This is a genomic window from Kitasatospora sp. NPDC086009 (assembly GCF_044540385.1).
In the GTDB taxonomy this organism is placed as follows: domain Bacteria; phylum Actinomycetota; class Actinomycetes; order Streptomycetales; family Streptomycetaceae; genus Kitasatospora.
Window position 1 is genome coordinate 664,359 of the sequence record NZ_JBITSA010000001.1, and the last position, 16,183, is coordinate 680,541.

The following is a 16,183-nucleotide window of genomic DNA, read 5'->3' on the forward strand; positions in this document are numbered from 1 at the left end:
CCGGTACGGTAGGAACTCCCCCTGAGGGAGGTTCAAGCCTTGCTGCCGTCAGACGTCATGTGGAGCATCGGCGAACTCGCGGAGCAGGCGAGCGTCACGGTCAAGACCGTCCGGTACTACTCGGACCGCGGCCTGCTGCCCGAAGCCGGCCGCAGCTCCGGCGGGCACCGCCGGTACGGCCCGGAGGCGCTCGACCGGCTCCGGCTGATCCGCTCCCTGCGCGCGCTCGACCTGCCCGTCCCGGAGGTCGGCCGGGCCCTGGAGGACGAGTCGGCACTGGAGGGCGCCGTCGCCCGGCAGTTGCGCGAGCTCGGGTCCCAGCTGGCCGCCCTGCGCTGGCGCGAGGCCGCCCTCCAGCTGCTCCAGGACTGCACCCCCGCCGAGCGCGCCGACCGGCTGCGTCTGATCGGCGCGGTGACCAGTCCGCCCGACACCACCGTGCTGGCCCGCTTCTGGCGCCGGGTGCTGCCCCCGCGGCTGCCCGCCCCGCTGCTCACGGCGGTCGTCGACGCGGCCGTCCCGCAGCTCCCCGACGATCCGACCCCGGCCCAGGTGCTGACCTTCGCCCGGCTGCACGCGCTCACCGCCCCCGGCCGGCTCAGCATCGACGTCTGCCGGCCCGACCTCCGCGAGCCCGACGAGGACTACCGGCCGGCGGTGCTCTACCAGGGCCTCGGCACGGCGTACGAGCTGGCGGCGGCGGAGATGGCGGACGGGGCGGGGCGGCCCGGCGAGGCGCTGGACTGCTTCGTCGCCGCGCACGCCGACTCGCGCGGGCTGCGCGACACCCCGGAGTTCCGCCGCCGGCTCGGGTACGTCCTCGACCAGACCGCCGACCCGGTGATCGGCCGCTACTGGCAGCTCGCCGCGGAGCTCGCCACCCCGGTCGGCGGCCCGCCCGCCGTCACGGCCGGCTCCGCCCACGAATGGCTCCGCGCCGGGCTGGGCACCACCGCGCCGGGCACCACCATCCCGGGCACCACCATCCCGGGCACCACCGCGCCGGGCGCCTTCACCCCGGACGTCCGACGCCCCGAAGCCGCCTGAGCGCCCGCCGCCCTCGCAGCCCCCGCTTCCGGCGCAGCCCTCAGTGCCGAGGCCCTCAGTGCCGAGGCCCTCAGCCCATCGTCTTCGCCCCGTCCAGCGACTCCCGGATGATGTCCGCGTGCCCGGCGTGCTGCGCGGTCTCCGCGATGATGTGCAGCAGCACCCGGCGCACCGACCAGCCGGCGCCCGGCTCGAACCACGGCGCCTCCGGCAGCGGGTGGACGAGGTCCAGATCGGGCAGCGTCGAGACCAGCTCGTCCGTCTGGCGCGCCACCCGTTCGTACGCGGCGAGCAGGCCCGCCAGCGTCTCGCCGTCCGTCATCCGGAACTGGCCCTCCCAGTCGATCGAGCCCCGTTCCATCGCCTCCGCACCGCCGACCGCGAACCGCGACCAGCGTTCCTCGACGCCCATGACGTGCTTGATCAGACCGCCCAGGCACAGCTCGCTCGCCGTGGTGCGCCGGGCGGCCTGCTCGTCGTCGAGGTCACGCACGGTGTACCGGAGGAAGCCGCGGTGCTTGTCCAGCGTCTGGAGCAGGTCGGCACGCTCGTCGCCCGCCGGTGCGCCGGCAGCCATCAGGCGTCCGCCATGGTCGGCATGGGTCCGGAGGTCGTGCCCAGGTCGATGAGGCCGAAGGCCGCGCCCTGCGGGTCACCGACGGCGGCGAACCGGCCGAACGGGCTGTCCATCGGCCCGAAGAACAGCTGTCCGCCGTGCTCGGTCACCTTGGCGATGGCGGCGTCGCAGTCGTCCACCGAGAAGTAGACGCTCACGTACGAGGGCGCCTCGGGCGGCATGTCGTCCGGTCCGACCTTCATCCGGCCGAGCGCGGGCCGGTCGGCGACCTGGAAGATCTTGTAGTCGACCTGGTCGGTGTCCATCCGCTTGGTGCTGTAGGGGAAGACCGCGGGGAAGAAGGCGTCGGCCTTGCCCGGCTCACGCGTGAGCACCTCGGCCCAGGTATACGAACCCGGCTCGTTCTGCTTCTCGAAGCCCTCGTGGCTGCCGGCCTGCCAGACGCCGAAGGTGACGCCGCCCGGGTCCTTGGCGATCGCCATCGAACCGAAGTCGCCGACCTGCATCGGCCCCATCAGCACCTCACCGCCCGCGGCGCGGATCTTCTCGACGGTCGCGGCGGTGTCCGGCGAGGCGAGGTACAGGCACCAGGTCGACGGCACGTCGTCCCCGGGCATCGGCGGGACGACGGCGGCCACCGCCTTGCCGTCCGAATACGCCGTCGTGTAGTTGCCGAACTCCGACGCGCTCTCGCCGAAGGTCCAGCCCAGCACCGCCCCGTAGAAGGCCTTGGCGCCGTCCAGATCCTTGAACATGGCGTCGGCCCAACAGGGTGTGCCCTCAGGTAGCACGGTCATGATCCTGCCCTCCATGTAACGATTTGCCCCGATTCGTCACAGTAGCCAGTCCCCCGTCGGACCGCGCCCCGAGTACCCGCACCGCGCCGCCCGCACCGCGCCGCCCGCGCCCTCCGCACCCGCCCTCCCCGGCCCCTGCCCTTCCCCGCATCCCCGGCCTCCCCGGCCGGACACGGCGACGGCCCGCCGGAGCACCCCGGCGGGCCGTCGCGAGAACCGGTCACCGCTACACGTCGGCCGCACCCGCCGGGAGGGTCACCGGAAGGGCCGCCGCGAAGGCGAACCGCGACGCCGCCGTCCCCAGTCCGGGCGCGCCGAACGGGAGCGCACCCCCGGCACCGACCGGGACGCCCTCCGGCACGGCCGTGGCCGGGGCACCCACGCCGTCGGCCGGCACCTCCGCCGCCGGCACCCCGTCCGCCTTCGGCACCTCATCGGCCGCCGGCCCGGCCGGGAGCTCGGCCGCCCTGCCGTCCGCCCCCGACCCGCGCCCGAAGTGCCGCCGAAGGTCCGCCTCGCCGTACCGGTGGCAGTCCCGGTGCCAGACGTGGATGCCCGCGAGCCAGTTCTCCAGCTCCTTGACGTACCCGTCCAGCAGCTCCCGGGCCTCCGGCTCCAGCCCGAAGTCGTCGTACAGCACCGGGAACTCGTTCTGCGCCACGTGCTCGAACTGCCGCAACCGCGAGTGCATCAGGTCGTCGACGATGCCGACGGCCGAGGGGTAGTCGCAGTTGAAGAAGTTCTGCACCACCAGGACGGCGTTGTGCACCTCGCCCTCGTACTCGACCTCCTTCTGGTACGAGAACAGGTCGTTCATCATGCACGCGTAGTCGGCGGCCGCGCTCTCCAGCGAGCGCATCGGCCCGCTCTCGTAGATCTCCGGCGGGACGGCCTGGCCGTGCGCCAGCCGGCACAGGCTCATGGTGAGGTCGGAGCCGAAGGTCTTCCGGCGCATCTCGATGTAGTCCACCGGGTCGGGGATCCGGTGCTGCGCCTGGTTGTTGAGCTCCCAGACCCAGCTCAGGGTCATGTCCTCGATCGCGGCGCGGAACTTCCGCCGGGCGTCCGGCGTCATCGGGGCGCTGGTCCGCTCCCAGAGGTCGGCCAGGCCCCGCTCCAGGGCGTTGACCGGCACCGGTGCCGGGCTGTCGTCGACGGGCATGAACGTCGAGAAGCGCTCGGTGAGCAGCTTGGCGCCGACCAGGTCGCGGGTCCGCCCGTAGACCACCGGGTAGTAGTCGTCGCCGTAGGTCCCCCACGTCAACCACGCCGAGGTGAGGTCGAGTTGCTCGGGGGTGGCGTCCGGGTGGATGCCGGCCGAGCAGAGCGGGAAGTCGTAGTCGGCGAGCTTCTCGGCCGTCCAGATGCCCGAGCCCGGTACGCCCGGCTGCGCCTCCAGCATGCCCATCCGGGCGGCCCACGCCACGGTGTTGAGCCGGGAGGCGTCCAGGTGCGGGCTGAGTTCGACGGTGTACGGGAGCCTGAACTCCGGCAGCCTGGAGGCCCCGACCCGCTGGAACGGCACATGGCCGTGCGAGCGCGCCCGCCGCACCGCCGGGTCGACGCCACCGGGCGAGCCGGGCGTCCCGTTCAGGGTGTTCACCCCACTCAGCGAGCCCAACTCACCCAAGCCGCCGGGAAGTCCGCGCCCCGCCCCGGCCCGCAGCAGGTCCAGCGCCGACGTCCCGATCCCGCCGATCGCGTACTGGTCCCACCAACGGGCCGGCGCGGCGGACGCGCCGCCGCCGTTCATGTACCGACTGGACCGCATGTGCCACTCGTGGCCGCCCGACTGCCAGTCCTGCAGGCCCTTGACGTACGCCATCACCCGCGCGACGCCCGCCGGGTCCAGCCCGGTCTCGGTGAACAGCCAGGGCAGCTCGGTGAACACGGTGTTCTCGAACTGCTGGAGCCGCGAGGTGAGCAGGTCGTTGACGGCGTCCGCGGCCTCCTGCGTCGTGCAGCCCAGGAAGGTCTCCAGCACGAGGATGCCGTTGCTCAGCTCGCCCTCGTCCTCGACCTCCCGCTGGTAGGAGAAGATGTCGTTGCGCAGGTGGACGCCGTCCGAGAAGGCGTCCATCAGCACCCGAAGCGGTCGCGAACCCGAAACCTCCTTCGGCACTTCGGCGTTGGCGGCGTACTCGATCAGACCGGCCGACCAGGGCGCGCCGCCGACCTTGCGGCGCATCTCGATGTACTCGACCGGGTTGGCGATCCGGCCGGCGTTGATGTTGGCGAGTTCCCAGAGCGACTCGTTGAGCAGGTTCCGGGTGCTCTCGGCGAACCGGATCCGCCAGTCCTCCCCCATCGAGGGCACCGTGCGCCGCCACAGATCGGCCAGGCCCGCCTCGACCGGATTGGTGGGCTCGGGCACCGGGGTCGACGGGTCGGCCGGCATGAACAGCGGCAGCCGGTCCAGATAGGCCTTGCCGCCCTCGCGGTCGTTGCTGCGCTTGAAGATCTCCAGGAAGTGGTCGTCGAAGAAGAAGACCCACACGTACCAGTCGGTGACCAGCGACAACGCCTCGGCGGAGGCGTCCGGGTGGGTGTACGCGCAGAGCAGGCCGTAGTCGTGCGCCTCCAGATCGGCCTGGTCCCAGATGCCCGACCCCTCCAGCATCCCCATCTCCCGGGCCCACGCGGTGGAGTGGGCCCGGGCGCCTTCGAGATGGGGGTTCAGGCGCGCCGGGTGCGGCACGTAGAAGGAGGGCAGTTCGAACGGCTGAGTCACCGGGCGAGCCTTTCTGGACGCGTCGAGGAGGCCGACCGGCCCGGCGGAGCGGAGCCGGTCGGTCCGCTGCCCCACGACCCGGTCGGCTCAGCATTACCCCTCGCCGACGATCTCCACCGGACAACCGCAACAGTCGTATGAGATAACCCACTTCCCCCGAACACCCGCCCGATAGAACGCCCGCTTCTCGTTCACCTGTACGGACGGAACAATCCGGCATCCACCCTCGGGGGCGATCCGTCGTGCGGAAAAGGACGTTGTCGGCGGGTCACCGATCCGGACGGATTACCCGGGCGATTCCGACCGCGCGACGATACGCCAACGAACTACCCAGGCGGGCCAAGGGCGGCCAACTCAAGCAATCCGTTCCGACGGGCGTGTTGACCCGCTCCCCTCATCCCCCGTCCACCAGACTGGGCGACGATCCGAGTCTCCACGATCCGAGGAGGGCCTGCCCATGAACGTCACCGTCCGGCTCGCGCAGCAGCCCGAGGCCGACGACCTGCTCGGGCGCAGCGCGCTCGCCGCGCTCGTCGGGATGCTTCTCGACCAGCAGGTGCCCATGGAGTGGGCGTTCACCGGCCCGCTCACCATCGCGCAGCGTCTGGGCCGGGACGACCTGGACGCGCACGAGATCGCCGTCCACAACCCCGAGGCGTTCGTCGCCCTGCTCTCCGAGAAGCCGGCCGTGCACCGCTACCCGGCCGCGATGGCCAAGCGGGTGCAGCAGCTCTGCCAGTTCGTGGTGGCGCAGTACGACGGCGACGCGGCGGCGCTCTGGCGCGACGTCGCGACCGGCCGGGAGCTGCTCAGCCGCCTCAACGCCCTGCCCGGCTTCGGGAAGCAGAAGTCGCAGATCTTCCTCGCGCTGCTCGGCAAGCAGTACGGCGTGCGGCCCGAGGGCTGGCGCGAGGCGGCGGGCCTGTACGGCGAGGAGGGGGCCTACCGGTCGGTCGCGGACATCACCGGCCCGGAGTCGCTGGAAAAGGTGCGCGCCCACAAGCAGGAGGTGAAGCGCGCCGCCAAGGAGGCCAAGACCGCCAAGGTCTGATGACCGATCACTCCTGCTGCCCGGCACTCCCGAGGAGTGCCGGGCAGCGGCGCGTGGCGCCCGCCCCGGCGCCCGCCCCGAAAACGGGTTGCCCGCCCAGCCCCGCCGGGTGAGGCTCGACGGATGACCGACACCGACAGCCAGGACAGCCCCGGCGTGCGTTCCCTCTTCTCCGGCGACGGCCGGCTGACCACGATCCCCCGCAAGGCGGCCCGCCGCGAGCAGCTGCTCGCCCACCTCGCCGGCACCCTCTTCGAACCGGGCCGCTCCTACAGCGAGCGCGAGGTCAACGAGACGCTGCGGGCGGTGCACGACGACTACCCGGCCCTGCGCCGCTTCCTGGTCGAGGCCGGCCACCTGGCGCGTCCCCAGGACGGCAGCAGCTACCGCCGCGCCGCCTGAACCCCGCCCCCGGGGAGGCGAGGGCCTCAGCGCACCCGCCGGTACGCGTACCGCCCGCGGATCCTCCGGGCGAAGTACCGTCCGTGGCTCTCCGCCGCCATCAGCTCCCGGTGCACCCGCCCGGGGACCGCGTCGTACCGGTAGACGCTCCCGCCGGTGAACTCCAGCTCCAGTACCCGCCGCGCCGCGTCGTAGCCGACCGAGCGCAGCGCCGAGGAGTCCACCGCCAGCCGCTCCATGCTCCCAGTGTGCGCGCGAGGGCCCCGGCCGCGCATCGCGGCCGGGGCCCTCCACCCACCGTCAGACGAGGACGGGCTCCTGCTCCTGCTCCCGCTCGGGCTCGTCGGCAGAGGACGCGGAGGAGGTACCGGTGGCGACCGCCGCCTTCCGCCTCGGCAGCGCGAACATCAGCAGGAACACCGCCGCCAGCACCGCGACGACCCACCACATCGCGTGGACGAAGGCCCCGCCGAACGCCGTCCCGACCGCCTCGGGGGCGACCACGTCGTCCATCGCCCCGAAGAACGCCACCGACACCAGCCCGAGCCCCAGCGCCGTCCCGAGCTGGTTCACCGTGTTGATCAGGCCCGACGCCGAACCGGCGTGCTCACGCGGCACCTCGGCCAGCACCGCGTCGGTGATCGGCGCCACGATCAGGCCCATTCCCAGGCCCATCACCACCAGCGGCAGCGCCATCTGCCAGGACGTGATCGCCGTGCCGTACCGGTCGGCCTCCCAGATGTAGGTCAGCGCGCCGACCGCCATCACCAGCGCACCGGCCTGGAGCACCTTGCGTCCGAAGCGCGGCACCAGCTGCTGGACCGAGAGTCCGGCCGCCGCCGAGACCGCGATCGAGAAGGGGATGCCCGTGGTCCCGGCCTTGAGCGGGCTCCAGCCCAGCCCGATCTGCATGTAGAGCGTCCAGACCAGGAAGAAGATCCCGGTGACCACGCCGAAGGTCAGCTGGACGCCGATGCCGGCCGCGAAGCTCTTCACCCGGAACAGCGACAGCTCGACCAGCGGCGAACCGTCCCGCCGCGTCTTCACCTTCTCGTACGCGACGAACAGGGCGAACACCGGCAGGCTGCCGGCCATCGAGAGGTGGCCCCAGAGCGGCCAGCCGGCCTCCCGGCCGTGGGTGAGCGGGTAGAGCAGCATCAGCAGGCCGACGCTGGCCAGCAGCACGCCCACGAGGTCCAGCTTGAGCGCCTTCTCCGCCCGCGACTCGCCGATGAACGCCCGGCCCAGCAGCAGCCCGGCGATGCCGACCGGCAGGTTGATCAGGAAGATCGGCCGCCAGGCCAGCCCGAAGAGGTCCCACTCCGTCAGCAGCGCGCCGATCAGCGGCCCGGAGACGGCGCCCAGACCGACCACCGCGCCGAACAGGCCGAACACCTTGCCGCGCTCCTCCGCCGGGAAGGAGGCGTGGATGATCGACAGCACCTGCGGCACCATCAGCGCCGCCGTCCCGCCCTGGAGGATCCGGGTCGCGACCAGCATCTCGGCGCCGGTCGCCAGACCGCAGAGCGCCGAGGCGACGGTGAAGCCGCCGATTCCGATCAGGAACAGTCGCTTCCGGCCGTAGATGTCGCCCAGTCGACCGCCGGTGATCAGCCCGATCGCGAAGGCCAGGGCGTAGCCGCCGGTCACCCACTGGACGGCACTGAACGAGGCGCCGGTGTCCTCCTGGATGCTGGGGATGGCGATGTTCACGATGGTGACGTCCACCAGGTCCATGAACGAGGCCGTCATCACGATCGCCAGCGCGATCCACCTCCGCCGGTCGGACACCACACCGGAGCCCGCTCCGGAGCCCTCCCCGGAATCCGCTGTCATCGTCTTCTCCTCTACCTCGCTCTTCGGCACGTCTGCGACAGTAGAGGGGATGTAGGTCAGCTCTTGTCCTCGTTGTCCGGCATCCTGGGTGCCATGACGGACACTCCGGCGCGGCTGCTGAACCTGCTCTCCCTCCTCCAGACCCCGCGCGAGTGGCCGGGCAGCGAACTGGCCGAACGCCTCCAGGTCAGCTCCCGGACGATCCGCCGCGACATCGACCGGCTGCGCGCCCTGGGGTACCCGGTCGAGGCGACGATGGGCGCGATCGGCGGCTACCGGCTGGTGGCCGGGACGGCGATGCCGCCGCTGCTGCTGGACGACGAGGAGGCGGTGGCCATCGCGGTGGGCCTGCGGGCGGCCGCCGGGCACGCCGTGGTCGGCATCGAGGAGGCGTCCGTCCGGGCGCTCGGCAAACTGCTCCAGGTGCTGCCGGGGCGCCTGCGCCACCGGGTCGGCGCGCTGAACACGGCCACCGTGCCGCTGCTCACCGGCGACGGACCGACCGTCGACCCCGAGGACCTCACCGTGCTCGCGGGCGCCGTCACCAACCGGGAGCGGCTGCGCTTCCACTACCGGGCGGGTGACGGCGCCGAGACCCGGCGCCAGGTCGAGCCCAACCGCCTGGTCTCGACCGGTCGGCGCTGGTACCTGGTCGGCTACGACCTCGACCGCGACGACTGGCGGCTCTTCCGGGTGGACCGGATCAGCGAGCCCTTCCCGACCGGCGCCCGCTTCACCCCGCGCGAACTCCCCGCCGAGGACGCGGCCGCGTACGTGGCGAGCAAGCTCCGCCGGCCGGCGGCCACCCACACCCTGGTGGCGACGCTGCACATGCCCGCCTCCGAGGTGGAGAGCTGGATCAGCCGCGCCGCCGACACCACGGTCGAGCCGGTCGACGACCGGAGCTGCCGGCTCCGCTCGCGGTCCGACTCGCTGGGGTACCTGGCGATGCGGCTCCTCATGCTGGGCTGCGAGTTCGAGGTCCACGAGCCCCCGGAGATGAACGCCCACCTGCGCGCCCTCGCCGCCCGCGCCGCCCGGGCCGCGGACAGCGGGGGTCCGGTACACGCCGCCGACAGTGGGGGTCCGGTCCACCCCGCCGCCGACAGCGGGGGTCCGGTCCGCCCCTGAGCCGCCCGCGCTACGCCGCCACCCGGTACCAGGCGTCCCCCGAACGGAACCGGAGCACGCCGTCCCGCCCGTAGGCCCGCTCCCGGTCCAGCTCCCCGGGCAGCCGGAGCCGGCGCCGCCCGGTCTCCTTCCACTCCTTGCCGACCAGCAGGCACCGGACCAGCTCACCCGCGTGCGTCAGGAAGATCCCCTGCCGACCGCCGACGGCGAAGCCGAGCGGCAGCCGGACCGGGGACCGCCGACTCACGGACCCCCCGGCCGGGTCGATCCGGGTCAGGTAGCTCGCCGTACTGCCCGGGTACCAGGCCAGCCAGACGGCGCGGCCCTCGGTCGCCCCGGCCAGGCCCTCCAGCGGGTAGCCGGGCAGTTCGTCCCGCCCCGGTCGCCAGACCATCCGCCCGGCCGGGTCCGCCCCGACCAGACCGGGGTGGGCCATCGGGTGGTCCCCGTAGATGCCTTCGTCCCCGAAGGCCATCCAGATCCGGCCGTCCCGGTCGGCGACCAGCGTCCGGATGTCGTCGCCGAGCACCAGCTCGTGGGAGGGCTCGCCGTCGGGCCCGAACACGACCGCGTTGGGCGCCCATCCGCCCGGCTCCTCGTCGGCCCGGTAGCTCGCCACCAGCAGCCGGCCACCGGGCAGCAGCGCCAGGTGGTCCGGGTCGACGGCGAGCCCGCGCAGCGCCGTCCGCCGCTCCCCCTCCGGTGTCACCGTCACCAACTCGGCGTCCGGGGGCGGGTCGGGGCACGTCCGGCCGGAGGCGCCGGACGGCTTCTCCCCGGGCACCAGCAGCACGACCAGTTCGCCGTCCGGTCCGACCGTCCAGCCGGAGGCCCGGCGGCCCGCCCCGGCATCGTGCTCGGGCAGCCGCCAGACCTCCACCGGTTCGTTCATCCGACGAGGATCTCAGACCCCGTACTCGGCGGTGATCACCGCACGGGCCAGCGTGTGGAAGGTGATGTGGAAGCCGATCTGGGCCGCCGGCGTCTCCGGGGTGACGTCCAGCGCGTCCACGTCCAGCGCGTGCACGGCGAAGGCGTACCGGTGCGGGGCGCCGGGCGGCGGGGCCGCGCCGTCGTACTTGTTGCCGGGGAAGTCGTTGCGGCCGTGGAACGAGGCCGCCCCGGGCAGGTCCGCGTCGGACGAACCGGCGCCGCGCGCCAGGCCGGCGGTGTCACCGGGCAGGTTGAGGGCGAGCCAGTGCCACCAGCCGGAGCCGGTCGGGGCGTCCGGGTCGTAGCAGGTGACGGCGACGGACCGGGTGCCCTCCGGCAGGCCCGACCAGGCCAGCTGCGGCGACAGGTTGCCGCCCGCGTGGACGAACTCCTCGGCCAGCTTGCCGCCTTCGGCGAGGTCATCACTGGTCAGCTCGAAGGACGGCACCTGCGGCAGGAACTCGTAGGGCAGCGGCGGACGAACGCTCATGAAACGGTCACCTCTCGACAAGCCAGGACAGCCCGGACCAGGCTGAATGACGCGATTCACTGTAGTGGGGTGCCACCGTTCACGGGGCCCCTCTACAGTCGGGTCATGGCTTCCACACCCGCCCGACTGCTGGCCGACTCCCGACGAGCCCTCCTCACCATGGTCGGCCTGCTCGCCGTCATCTGGCTGGTGCAGTTGGTGAACTGGATGGACGACTACGGCCTCACCTACGAACACGGCCTGATGCCGCGCCGGCTCGACGAGCTGCCGGACGTGTTCGCCATGCCGCTGCTGCACTTCAGTTGGGAGCACATCGAGGCCAACTCCTGGCCGCTGTTCGCCTTCGGCTTCCTCTCCGCCTACCGGGGCATGAAGCGGTTCCTCTGGGCGACCCTGATGATCGTCGTGGTCGGCGGCCTCACCGTCTGGCTGTGCGAGCGCCCCGAGACGGTCACCGCCGGAGCCAGCGGGCTGGTCTACGGCTACTTCGGCTACCTGGTGCTGCGCGGCGTGCTCGACCGCAACCTGCTGGACGCGGTGATCGCCGTCGTCGTCGCGGCGGTGTACTCCTACCTCCTGATCGGCGTCCTGCCGGTGACCCAGGGGGTCAGCTGGCTGGGCCACCTCGGCGGTCTGATCGGCGGGCTCACCGCCGCCTGGCTGCTCCGCAACCGCGGACCGAAGACGGCCGCCGCCCCGGCGTCCGAGCCCGCCGCCGGCCCCCGGTCCGCCCTGCACAAGGAGCTGGACGACCTCGGCCTCTGAGCGCCGGAGGAGCAAGCCAGGAGCACGCCAGGAGCACGGCGAGGGGCCCCGCGAGCGCGCCGCCGGCCAGGTATAGACCAATCCCGGACCTGCGACTAGCGTGGGAGAGCCCTGCCCTCTGCCCTCTGCCCCTGCCCCCTGCTCCGGAGCCGCACCGTGGAGTCGTCCGTCCTCGCCTTCGCCACCGACCTGCTGGACGAGGGCACCGACACCTTCTTCGGCAACCTCGCCGACCGGGCCGGGGTCGGCGGCGTCACCCTCGCCTCGGTCTACCACGAGGCCCGGGACGTCTTCCCGCACAACCCGCGCCGGGTGATCCGCTACCTGGAGCCGGGCGCCGCCTACTTCCGCCCCGACCCGGCGCGCTGGGCCGGGCGGCGGCTGCGGCCCACCCCCTCCACCGCGATCGGCGACCGCGACCCCTTCGCCGAGGCCGCCGCCGAGGCGCGGCGCCGCGGGATGAAGCTGCACGCCTGGACGGTGTTCTGCCACAACGACCGGCTCGGCTTCGAACACCCCGACTGCGCCCCCGCCAACGCCTTCGGCGACCGCCACCTCACCGAACTCTGCCCGGCCGCCCCGGAGGTCCGCGAGTACGCGGTGACGCTGGTCGCCGAGCTGGCCCGGTACGGCGTGGACGCGATCCGCGCCGAGTCGCTGCACTTCCACGGGCTGCGCCACGGCTACCACCACGAGCGCTACTTCGAGGAGCTGGGCCCGGTCGCCGAGGCGCTGCTCGGGATCTGCTTCTGCGACCACTGCCGCGCCGCCGCCGTCCGGGCGGGCGTCCCGGCCGACGAGGTGGCGGCGACCGTCCGCGCCGAGCTGCGCCGCCGGCTGGCCGACGACACGGCCGCCGCCGAGCCCGCCGCCCTCGACGAGCTGGCCGACGGCGCCCTGGCGGCCTACGTCGACGCCTCCGCCGCGACCGTGACCTCACTCGCCGCCGAGGTGGCCGAGGAGGCGCGACGGCACGGCATGCGGCTGAGCTTCATGGACGGCGGCGGCCCGGGCCGGGGCTGGCTCGCCGGCATCGACCTGCCCGCGCTCGCCGGGGTCGCCGACCAGATCGAGACGCTCGGCTACGCGCGGACCCCGGAGGCCGTCCGGGAGAAGATCGCCGCGTTCGCCCTGCACGGCGTCCGCCCGCGCGACATGGCGGTGATCCTGCGCCCGATGGCCTCGGACTGCGACGGCCCGGCCAACCTCGCCGCCAAGATCGCCACGCTCCGTGAGCTCGGCGTGCCGGAGGTCGAGTTCTACCACTACGGCCTGATGCGGCTCTCCTCGCTGGACCGGATCGGCACCGCGCTCACCGGCTGAGCGGAGCCGGGCCGAGCCCAGCTGAGCCGGGCCGGGCCGAGCCCAGCCGGTCCGGGCCGGCCGACCACACTCCCGGCACCACGGCCCGGCTCACCGCCGCCGCCGGGACGTCCCGAACAGGCTGCGCGAGATCTCCCGCCCGAGCTGCGTCCCGGCCGAGCGGGCGAAGGACTTGAGCGTCGGGTTGCTCAGCAGCGACCCGAGCAGCCCACCACCGTCCCCGGCCCCTTCCCCCGACCCCGCCTCGGACCTCCGACGCGGTTCGGGCGCCGGCCGCGGCGCGGCGGGCTCCCCGGCCGGCACCGACTCCGGGACCGGCTCGGGCACCGGCGCCGGCTCCGGCCGCGCCGCCCGGGCGGCCAGCTTCTCGTAGGCCGACTCCCGGTCGATCGCGTCCCGGTAGCGGGCCGCCAGCGGCGACGCGTCCACCGCCGCCCGCAGCGCGGCCGGTTCGACCGGACCCATCAGCGACCGCGGCGCCCGCAGCCTGGTCGCCGCCACCGGCGTCGGCGCGCCCCGCTCGGAGAGCACCGTGACCACCGCCTCGCCGGTGCCGAGCGAGGTCAGCACCTCGCTCAGGTCGTACGAGGACCGGGGGAAGGTCGAGACCGTCGCCTTGAGCGCCTTGGCGTCGTCCGGGGTGAAGGCGCGCAGCGCGTGCTGCACCCGGTTGCCCAGCTGGGCGAGCACCTCGGCCGGGACGTCCTTCGGCGTCTGGGTGACGAAGAAGATCCCGACGCCCTTGGAGCGGATCAGCCGGACGGTCTGGGTGATCGCCTCCCGGAACGCCTTGGAGGCGCCGCTGAAGAGCAGGTGCGCCTCGTCGAAGAAGAACACCAGCTTGGGCTTGTCGAGGTCCCCCACCTCGGGCAGCTCCTGGTAGAGGTCGGCCAGCAGCCACATCAGGAAGGTGGAGAAGAGCCGCGGCCGGTCCTGCACCGCGGGCAGTTCCAGCGCCGAGACGAGGCCCCGCCCGTCCGGGGCGGTCCGCAGCAGCTCGGCGGTGTCGAACTCCGGCTCTCCGAAGAACGCCCCGGCGCCCTCGTTCTCCAGCATGGTGAGCGAGCGCAGGATCACTCCCGCGGTGGCGGCCGACAGCCCGCCGATGCCCTTCAGCTCCTCCTTGCCCTCGGGCGAGGTGAGGAAGGTGATGACGGCGGTGAGGTCCTTGAGGTCGTACAGCTCCAGGCCGTTGCGGTCGGCGTAGTGGAAGACCAGCCCGAGCGAGGACTCCTGGGTCTCGTTCAGGTCGAGCACCTTGGCGAGCAGCAGCGGGCCGAAGCTGGTGACGGTGGCTCGGATCGGAATGCCCGTGCCCAGGCCGCCCAGGGCGTAGAACTCGGTCGGGCAGCCCTGCGCCGACCAGTCCTGGCCGACCTCGGCGGCTCGGGCGGCGGTCCGCTCGCCCGGTGTGCCGGGCGCGGAGATCCCGGAGACGTCGCCCTTGATGTCGGCCAGGAACACCGGCACCCCCTGGGCGGAGAGCTGTTCGGCGATCAGCTGGAGGGTCTTGGTCTTGCCGGTGCCGGTGGCGCCCGCGACCAGCCCGTGCCGGTTGAGCACCCCGAGCGGGATGCGCACCTGGGCGTCCCGGTAGGCGGTGCCGTCCAGCAGCACCGCCCCGAGGTCGAGGGCGGGCCCGGCGAAGGCGTACCCCTCGGCGATCTCCCGCACCGCGGGCGGGACGACTTCCGGGACGACCTCGGTGCCGGAGGGGGCGGACGGCGGCTCGGCGGTGGACATCGGTGCACGCTCCAGGGCACGACTGAGGGGCGACGTTCACGACATTTCCCATGAAACAGCCGCAATCGTCCGCCCGCAGCTCGTGCCGGTGCGCGTGGCGCGGTCGCGGCTGCTGCGCCATCCGCCGCCCAAACGGTAGGCTTTCCGTGTGATCTTCAAGCGCATCGGCAATGGGCGGCCGTACCCGGATCACGGCCGGACCAGCACCCGCCAGTGGGCGGACGTCGCCCCGCGTCCGGTGCGGCTGGACCAGCTGGTGACCACCAAGGGCCAACTCGACCTGGAGACCCTCCTCGCGGAGGACTCCACCTTCTACGGCGATCTCTTCGCCCACGTCGTGAAGTGGCACGGCGACCTCTACCTGGAGGACGGGCTGCACCGCGCCGTACGCGCCGCGCTCCAGCAGCGCCAGGTGCTGCACGCCCGCGTCCTCGAAATGGAGTGACGGGCCCGTCCCGCACCCCGCGACCCGTGTGGACACCGCCCTCCGGCCACCTCCGGAGGGCGGTCCGCGCATGCACCGGTACCCCCGTTCGGGTGCCGGCGTACTCCAGATGATGATCATTTAGTACCTTCGCAGCCGTCCGGCACTAATCTGCTGACTACGGCCGCAGTCCGTGGCGTACGCCGCCCACCCAGGCCGTTTCCGTCACCCGATCCCCGCCCTGGCACGAGGGGGAGACAAACCGTGAGCATGTTGACTCCCCAAGGCCTGAAGGGGAAGCAGTACCGCGTCACCGGCAACAGCTATCCACGGCTGGGCCGGCCGCCGAAGAAGAGCCGCAAGGTCCTGGCCCTGATCGGCTCACTGCTCGCCCTGGCCCTGATCGGCCTCGGCGGCGTGCAGCTCTGGGACATCTTCACCGGCAAGGGCAAGAACGCCTCCGCCCAGGCCTGCGCGTCGCCCTCGGGCAAACCGCTGGCCGCCCCCACCCCGGACGGCTCGGCCCCGCCCTCCGGCGCCCCCACCGATCCGAACGCCATCCCGCAGCCGGCCTCGATCACGGTGAACGTCTACAACGCCACCGCCAAGTCCGGGCTGGCCGCGCGGACCGCCGAGGAGCTGAAGAAGCGCGGCTTCACCATCGGCAAGGTCGGCAACGCGCCCGCTGAGCTGGACAAGAAGGTGCCCGGCACCGCCCAGGTGGTCGCCGGCCCGGCCGGCGCCGGGGCGTCCACCCTGCTCGGCTCCCAGATCGCCGGGGCCCTCACCACGGCGGACGCCCGGACCGACACCACCGTCGACTTCGTGATCGGCGACAGCTACAACGCCCTGCTGGACGAGACCCAGGCCGCCGCCGCGCTGGCCCTGGCGACCAAACCCACCCCGACCCCGAGCACCACCGGCAGCTGCTGA

At 73.0% G+C, this 16,183-nt stretch carries 16 protein-coding genes; 8 read left to right on the forward strand and 8 right to left on the reverse strand.

All coding sequences use genetic code 11. The annotated features are described in order from the left end of the window. The first annotated feature begins 42 nt into the window (after positions 1–42). Entirely contained in the window at positions 43–1,047 is a 1,005-nt protein-coding gene (locus tag ACIF6L_RS03110; protein WP_396486183.1) for a MerR family transcriptional regulator, read from the forward strand. A gap of 70 nt (positions 1,048–1,117) precedes the next feature. On the opposite strand, the gene ACIF6L_RS03115 is transcribed toward ACIF6L_RS03110, so the two are convergent. From ACIF6L_RS03115 to ACIF6L_RS03125, 3 genes are all read right to left on the reverse strand, one after another. After that, on the reverse strand, positions 1,118–1,624 hold the full coding sequence (locus tag ACIF6L_RS03115; RefSeq protein ID WP_396485974.1) for a DinB family protein: 507 nt from the start codon (positions 1,622–1,624) through the stop codon (positions 1,118–1,120). Further along, on the reverse strand, positions 1,624–2,421 hold the full coding sequence (locus tag ACIF6L_RS03120; protein ID WP_396485975.1) for a VOC family protein: 798 nt from the start codon (positions 2,419–2,421) through the stop codon (positions 1,624–1,626). The genes ACIF6L_RS03115 and ACIF6L_RS03120 overlap by 1 nt, the downstream gene beginning before the upstream one ends. 226 nt (positions 2,422–2,647) lie before the next feature. Then, positions 2,648–5,152 carry a germacradienol/geosmin synthase gene (locus ACIF6L_RS03125; protein ID WP_396485976.1) on the reverse strand — a complete coding sequence of 835 codons (2,505 nt, stop codon included), beginning with the start codon at positions 5,150–5,152 and terminating at the stop codon, positions 2,648–2,650. 457 nt (positions 5,153–5,609) lie between these two features. On the opposite strand from ACIF6L_RS03125, the gene ACIF6L_RS03130 reads away from it, so the two are divergent. Further along, a complete protein-coding gene (locus ACIF6L_RS03130; protein ID WP_329488629.1) occupies positions 5,610–6,203 on the forward strand; it encodes an HhH-GPD-type base excision DNA repair protein in 594 nt (197 codons plus the stop codon). Positions 6,204–6,326: 123 nt separating this feature from the next. Further along, positions 6,327–6,605 (forward strand): DUF2087 domain-containing protein, encoded by a 279-nt coding sequence (locus ACIF6L_RS03135; protein WP_359804088.1) that lies wholly within the window; start codon positions 6,327–6,329, stop codon positions 6,603–6,605. A 26-nt stretch (positions 6,606–6,631) separates the two neighbouring features. Here the strand turns inward: ACIF6L_RS03135 and ACIF6L_RS03140 are convergent, their stop codons facing one another. Further along, positions 6,632–6,844, reverse strand: a complete 213-nt coding sequence (locus ACIF6L_RS03140) for a KTSC domain-containing protein (RefSeq protein WP_329488631.1) — start codon at positions 6,842–6,844, stop codon at positions 6,632–6,634. Positions 6,845–6,905: 61 nt separating this feature from the next. Next, the gene (locus ACIF6L_RS03145; protein WP_396485977.1) at positions 6,906–8,441 is read right to left on the reverse strand and encodes an MFS transporter; all 1,536 of its coding nucleotides are present in this window, start codon (positions 8,439–8,441) and stop codon (positions 6,906–6,908) included. Positions 8,442–8,534: 93 nt separating this feature from the next. Here ACIF6L_RS03145 and ACIF6L_RS03150 point away from each other — a divergent pair, with 93 nt between their 5' ends. Next, complete coding sequence (locus ACIF6L_RS03150) at positions 8,535–9,572, forward strand: YafY family protein (RefSeq protein ID WP_359833960.1); 1,038 nt, start codon at positions 8,535–8,537, stop codon at positions 9,570–9,572. A 10-nt stretch (positions 9,573–9,582) separates the two neighbouring features. Here the strand turns inward: ACIF6L_RS03150 and ACIF6L_RS03155 are convergent, their stop codons facing one another. Together ACIF6L_RS03155 and ACIF6L_RS03160 are read right to left on the reverse strand one after the other, a co-directional pair. Continuing rightward, complete coding sequence (locus ACIF6L_RS03155; protein ID WP_329488634.1) at positions 9,583–10,464, reverse strand: hypothetical protein; 882 nt, start codon at positions 10,462–10,464, stop codon at positions 9,583–9,585. 12 nt (positions 10,465–10,476) lie between these two features. Next, a complete protein-coding gene (locus ACIF6L_RS03160; protein WP_329488635.1) occupies positions 10,477–10,995 on the reverse strand; it encodes a YbhB/YbcL family Raf kinase inhibitor-like protein in 519 nt (172 codons plus the stop codon). A 105-nt stretch (positions 10,996–11,100) separates the two neighbouring features. Here ACIF6L_RS03160 and ACIF6L_RS03165 point away from each other — a divergent pair, with 105 nt between their 5' ends. Together ACIF6L_RS03165 and ACIF6L_RS03170 are read left to right on the forward strand one after the other, a co-directional pair. Continuing rightward, positions 11,101–11,760 carry a rhomboid family intramembrane serine protease gene (locus ACIF6L_RS03165; RefSeq protein WP_329488636.1) on the forward strand — a complete coding sequence of 220 codons (660 nt, stop codon included), beginning with the start codon at positions 11,101–11,103 and terminating at the stop codon, positions 11,758–11,760. Positions 11,761–11,916: 156 nt separating this feature from the next. Further along, a complete protein-coding gene (locus ACIF6L_RS03170) occupies positions 11,917–13,083 on the forward strand; it encodes a hypothetical protein (protein ID WP_396485978.1) in 1,167 nt (388 codons plus the stop codon). A gap of 90 nt (positions 13,084–13,173) precedes the next feature. On the opposite strand, the gene ACIF6L_RS03175 is transcribed toward ACIF6L_RS03170, so the two are convergent. Continuing rightward, positions 13,174–14,826 carry a helicase HerA-like domain-containing protein gene (locus ACIF6L_RS03175; RefSeq protein WP_396485979.1) on the reverse strand — a complete coding sequence of 551 codons (1,653 nt, stop codon included), beginning with the start codon at positions 14,824–14,826 and terminating at the stop codon, positions 13,174–13,176. 148 nt (positions 14,827–14,974) lie between these two features. Between ACIF6L_RS03175 and ACIF6L_RS03180 the strand changes: the two genes are divergently transcribed. Both ACIF6L_RS03180 and ACIF6L_RS03185 read left to right on the forward strand, forming a co-directional pair. Further along, positions 14,975–15,271: a type II toxin-antitoxin system VapB family antitoxin gene (locus ACIF6L_RS03180; RefSeq protein ID WP_030061387.1), complete on the forward strand. Its 297-nt coding sequence runs from the start codon at positions 14,975–14,977 to the stop codon at positions 15,269–15,271. Between the two features lie 249 nt (positions 15,272–15,520). Next, positions 15,521–16,183, forward strand: coding sequence for a LytR C-terminal domain-containing protein (locus ACIF6L_RS03185; RefSeq protein WP_329488639.1), 663 nt, complete (start codon positions 15,521–15,523; stop codon positions 16,181–16,183).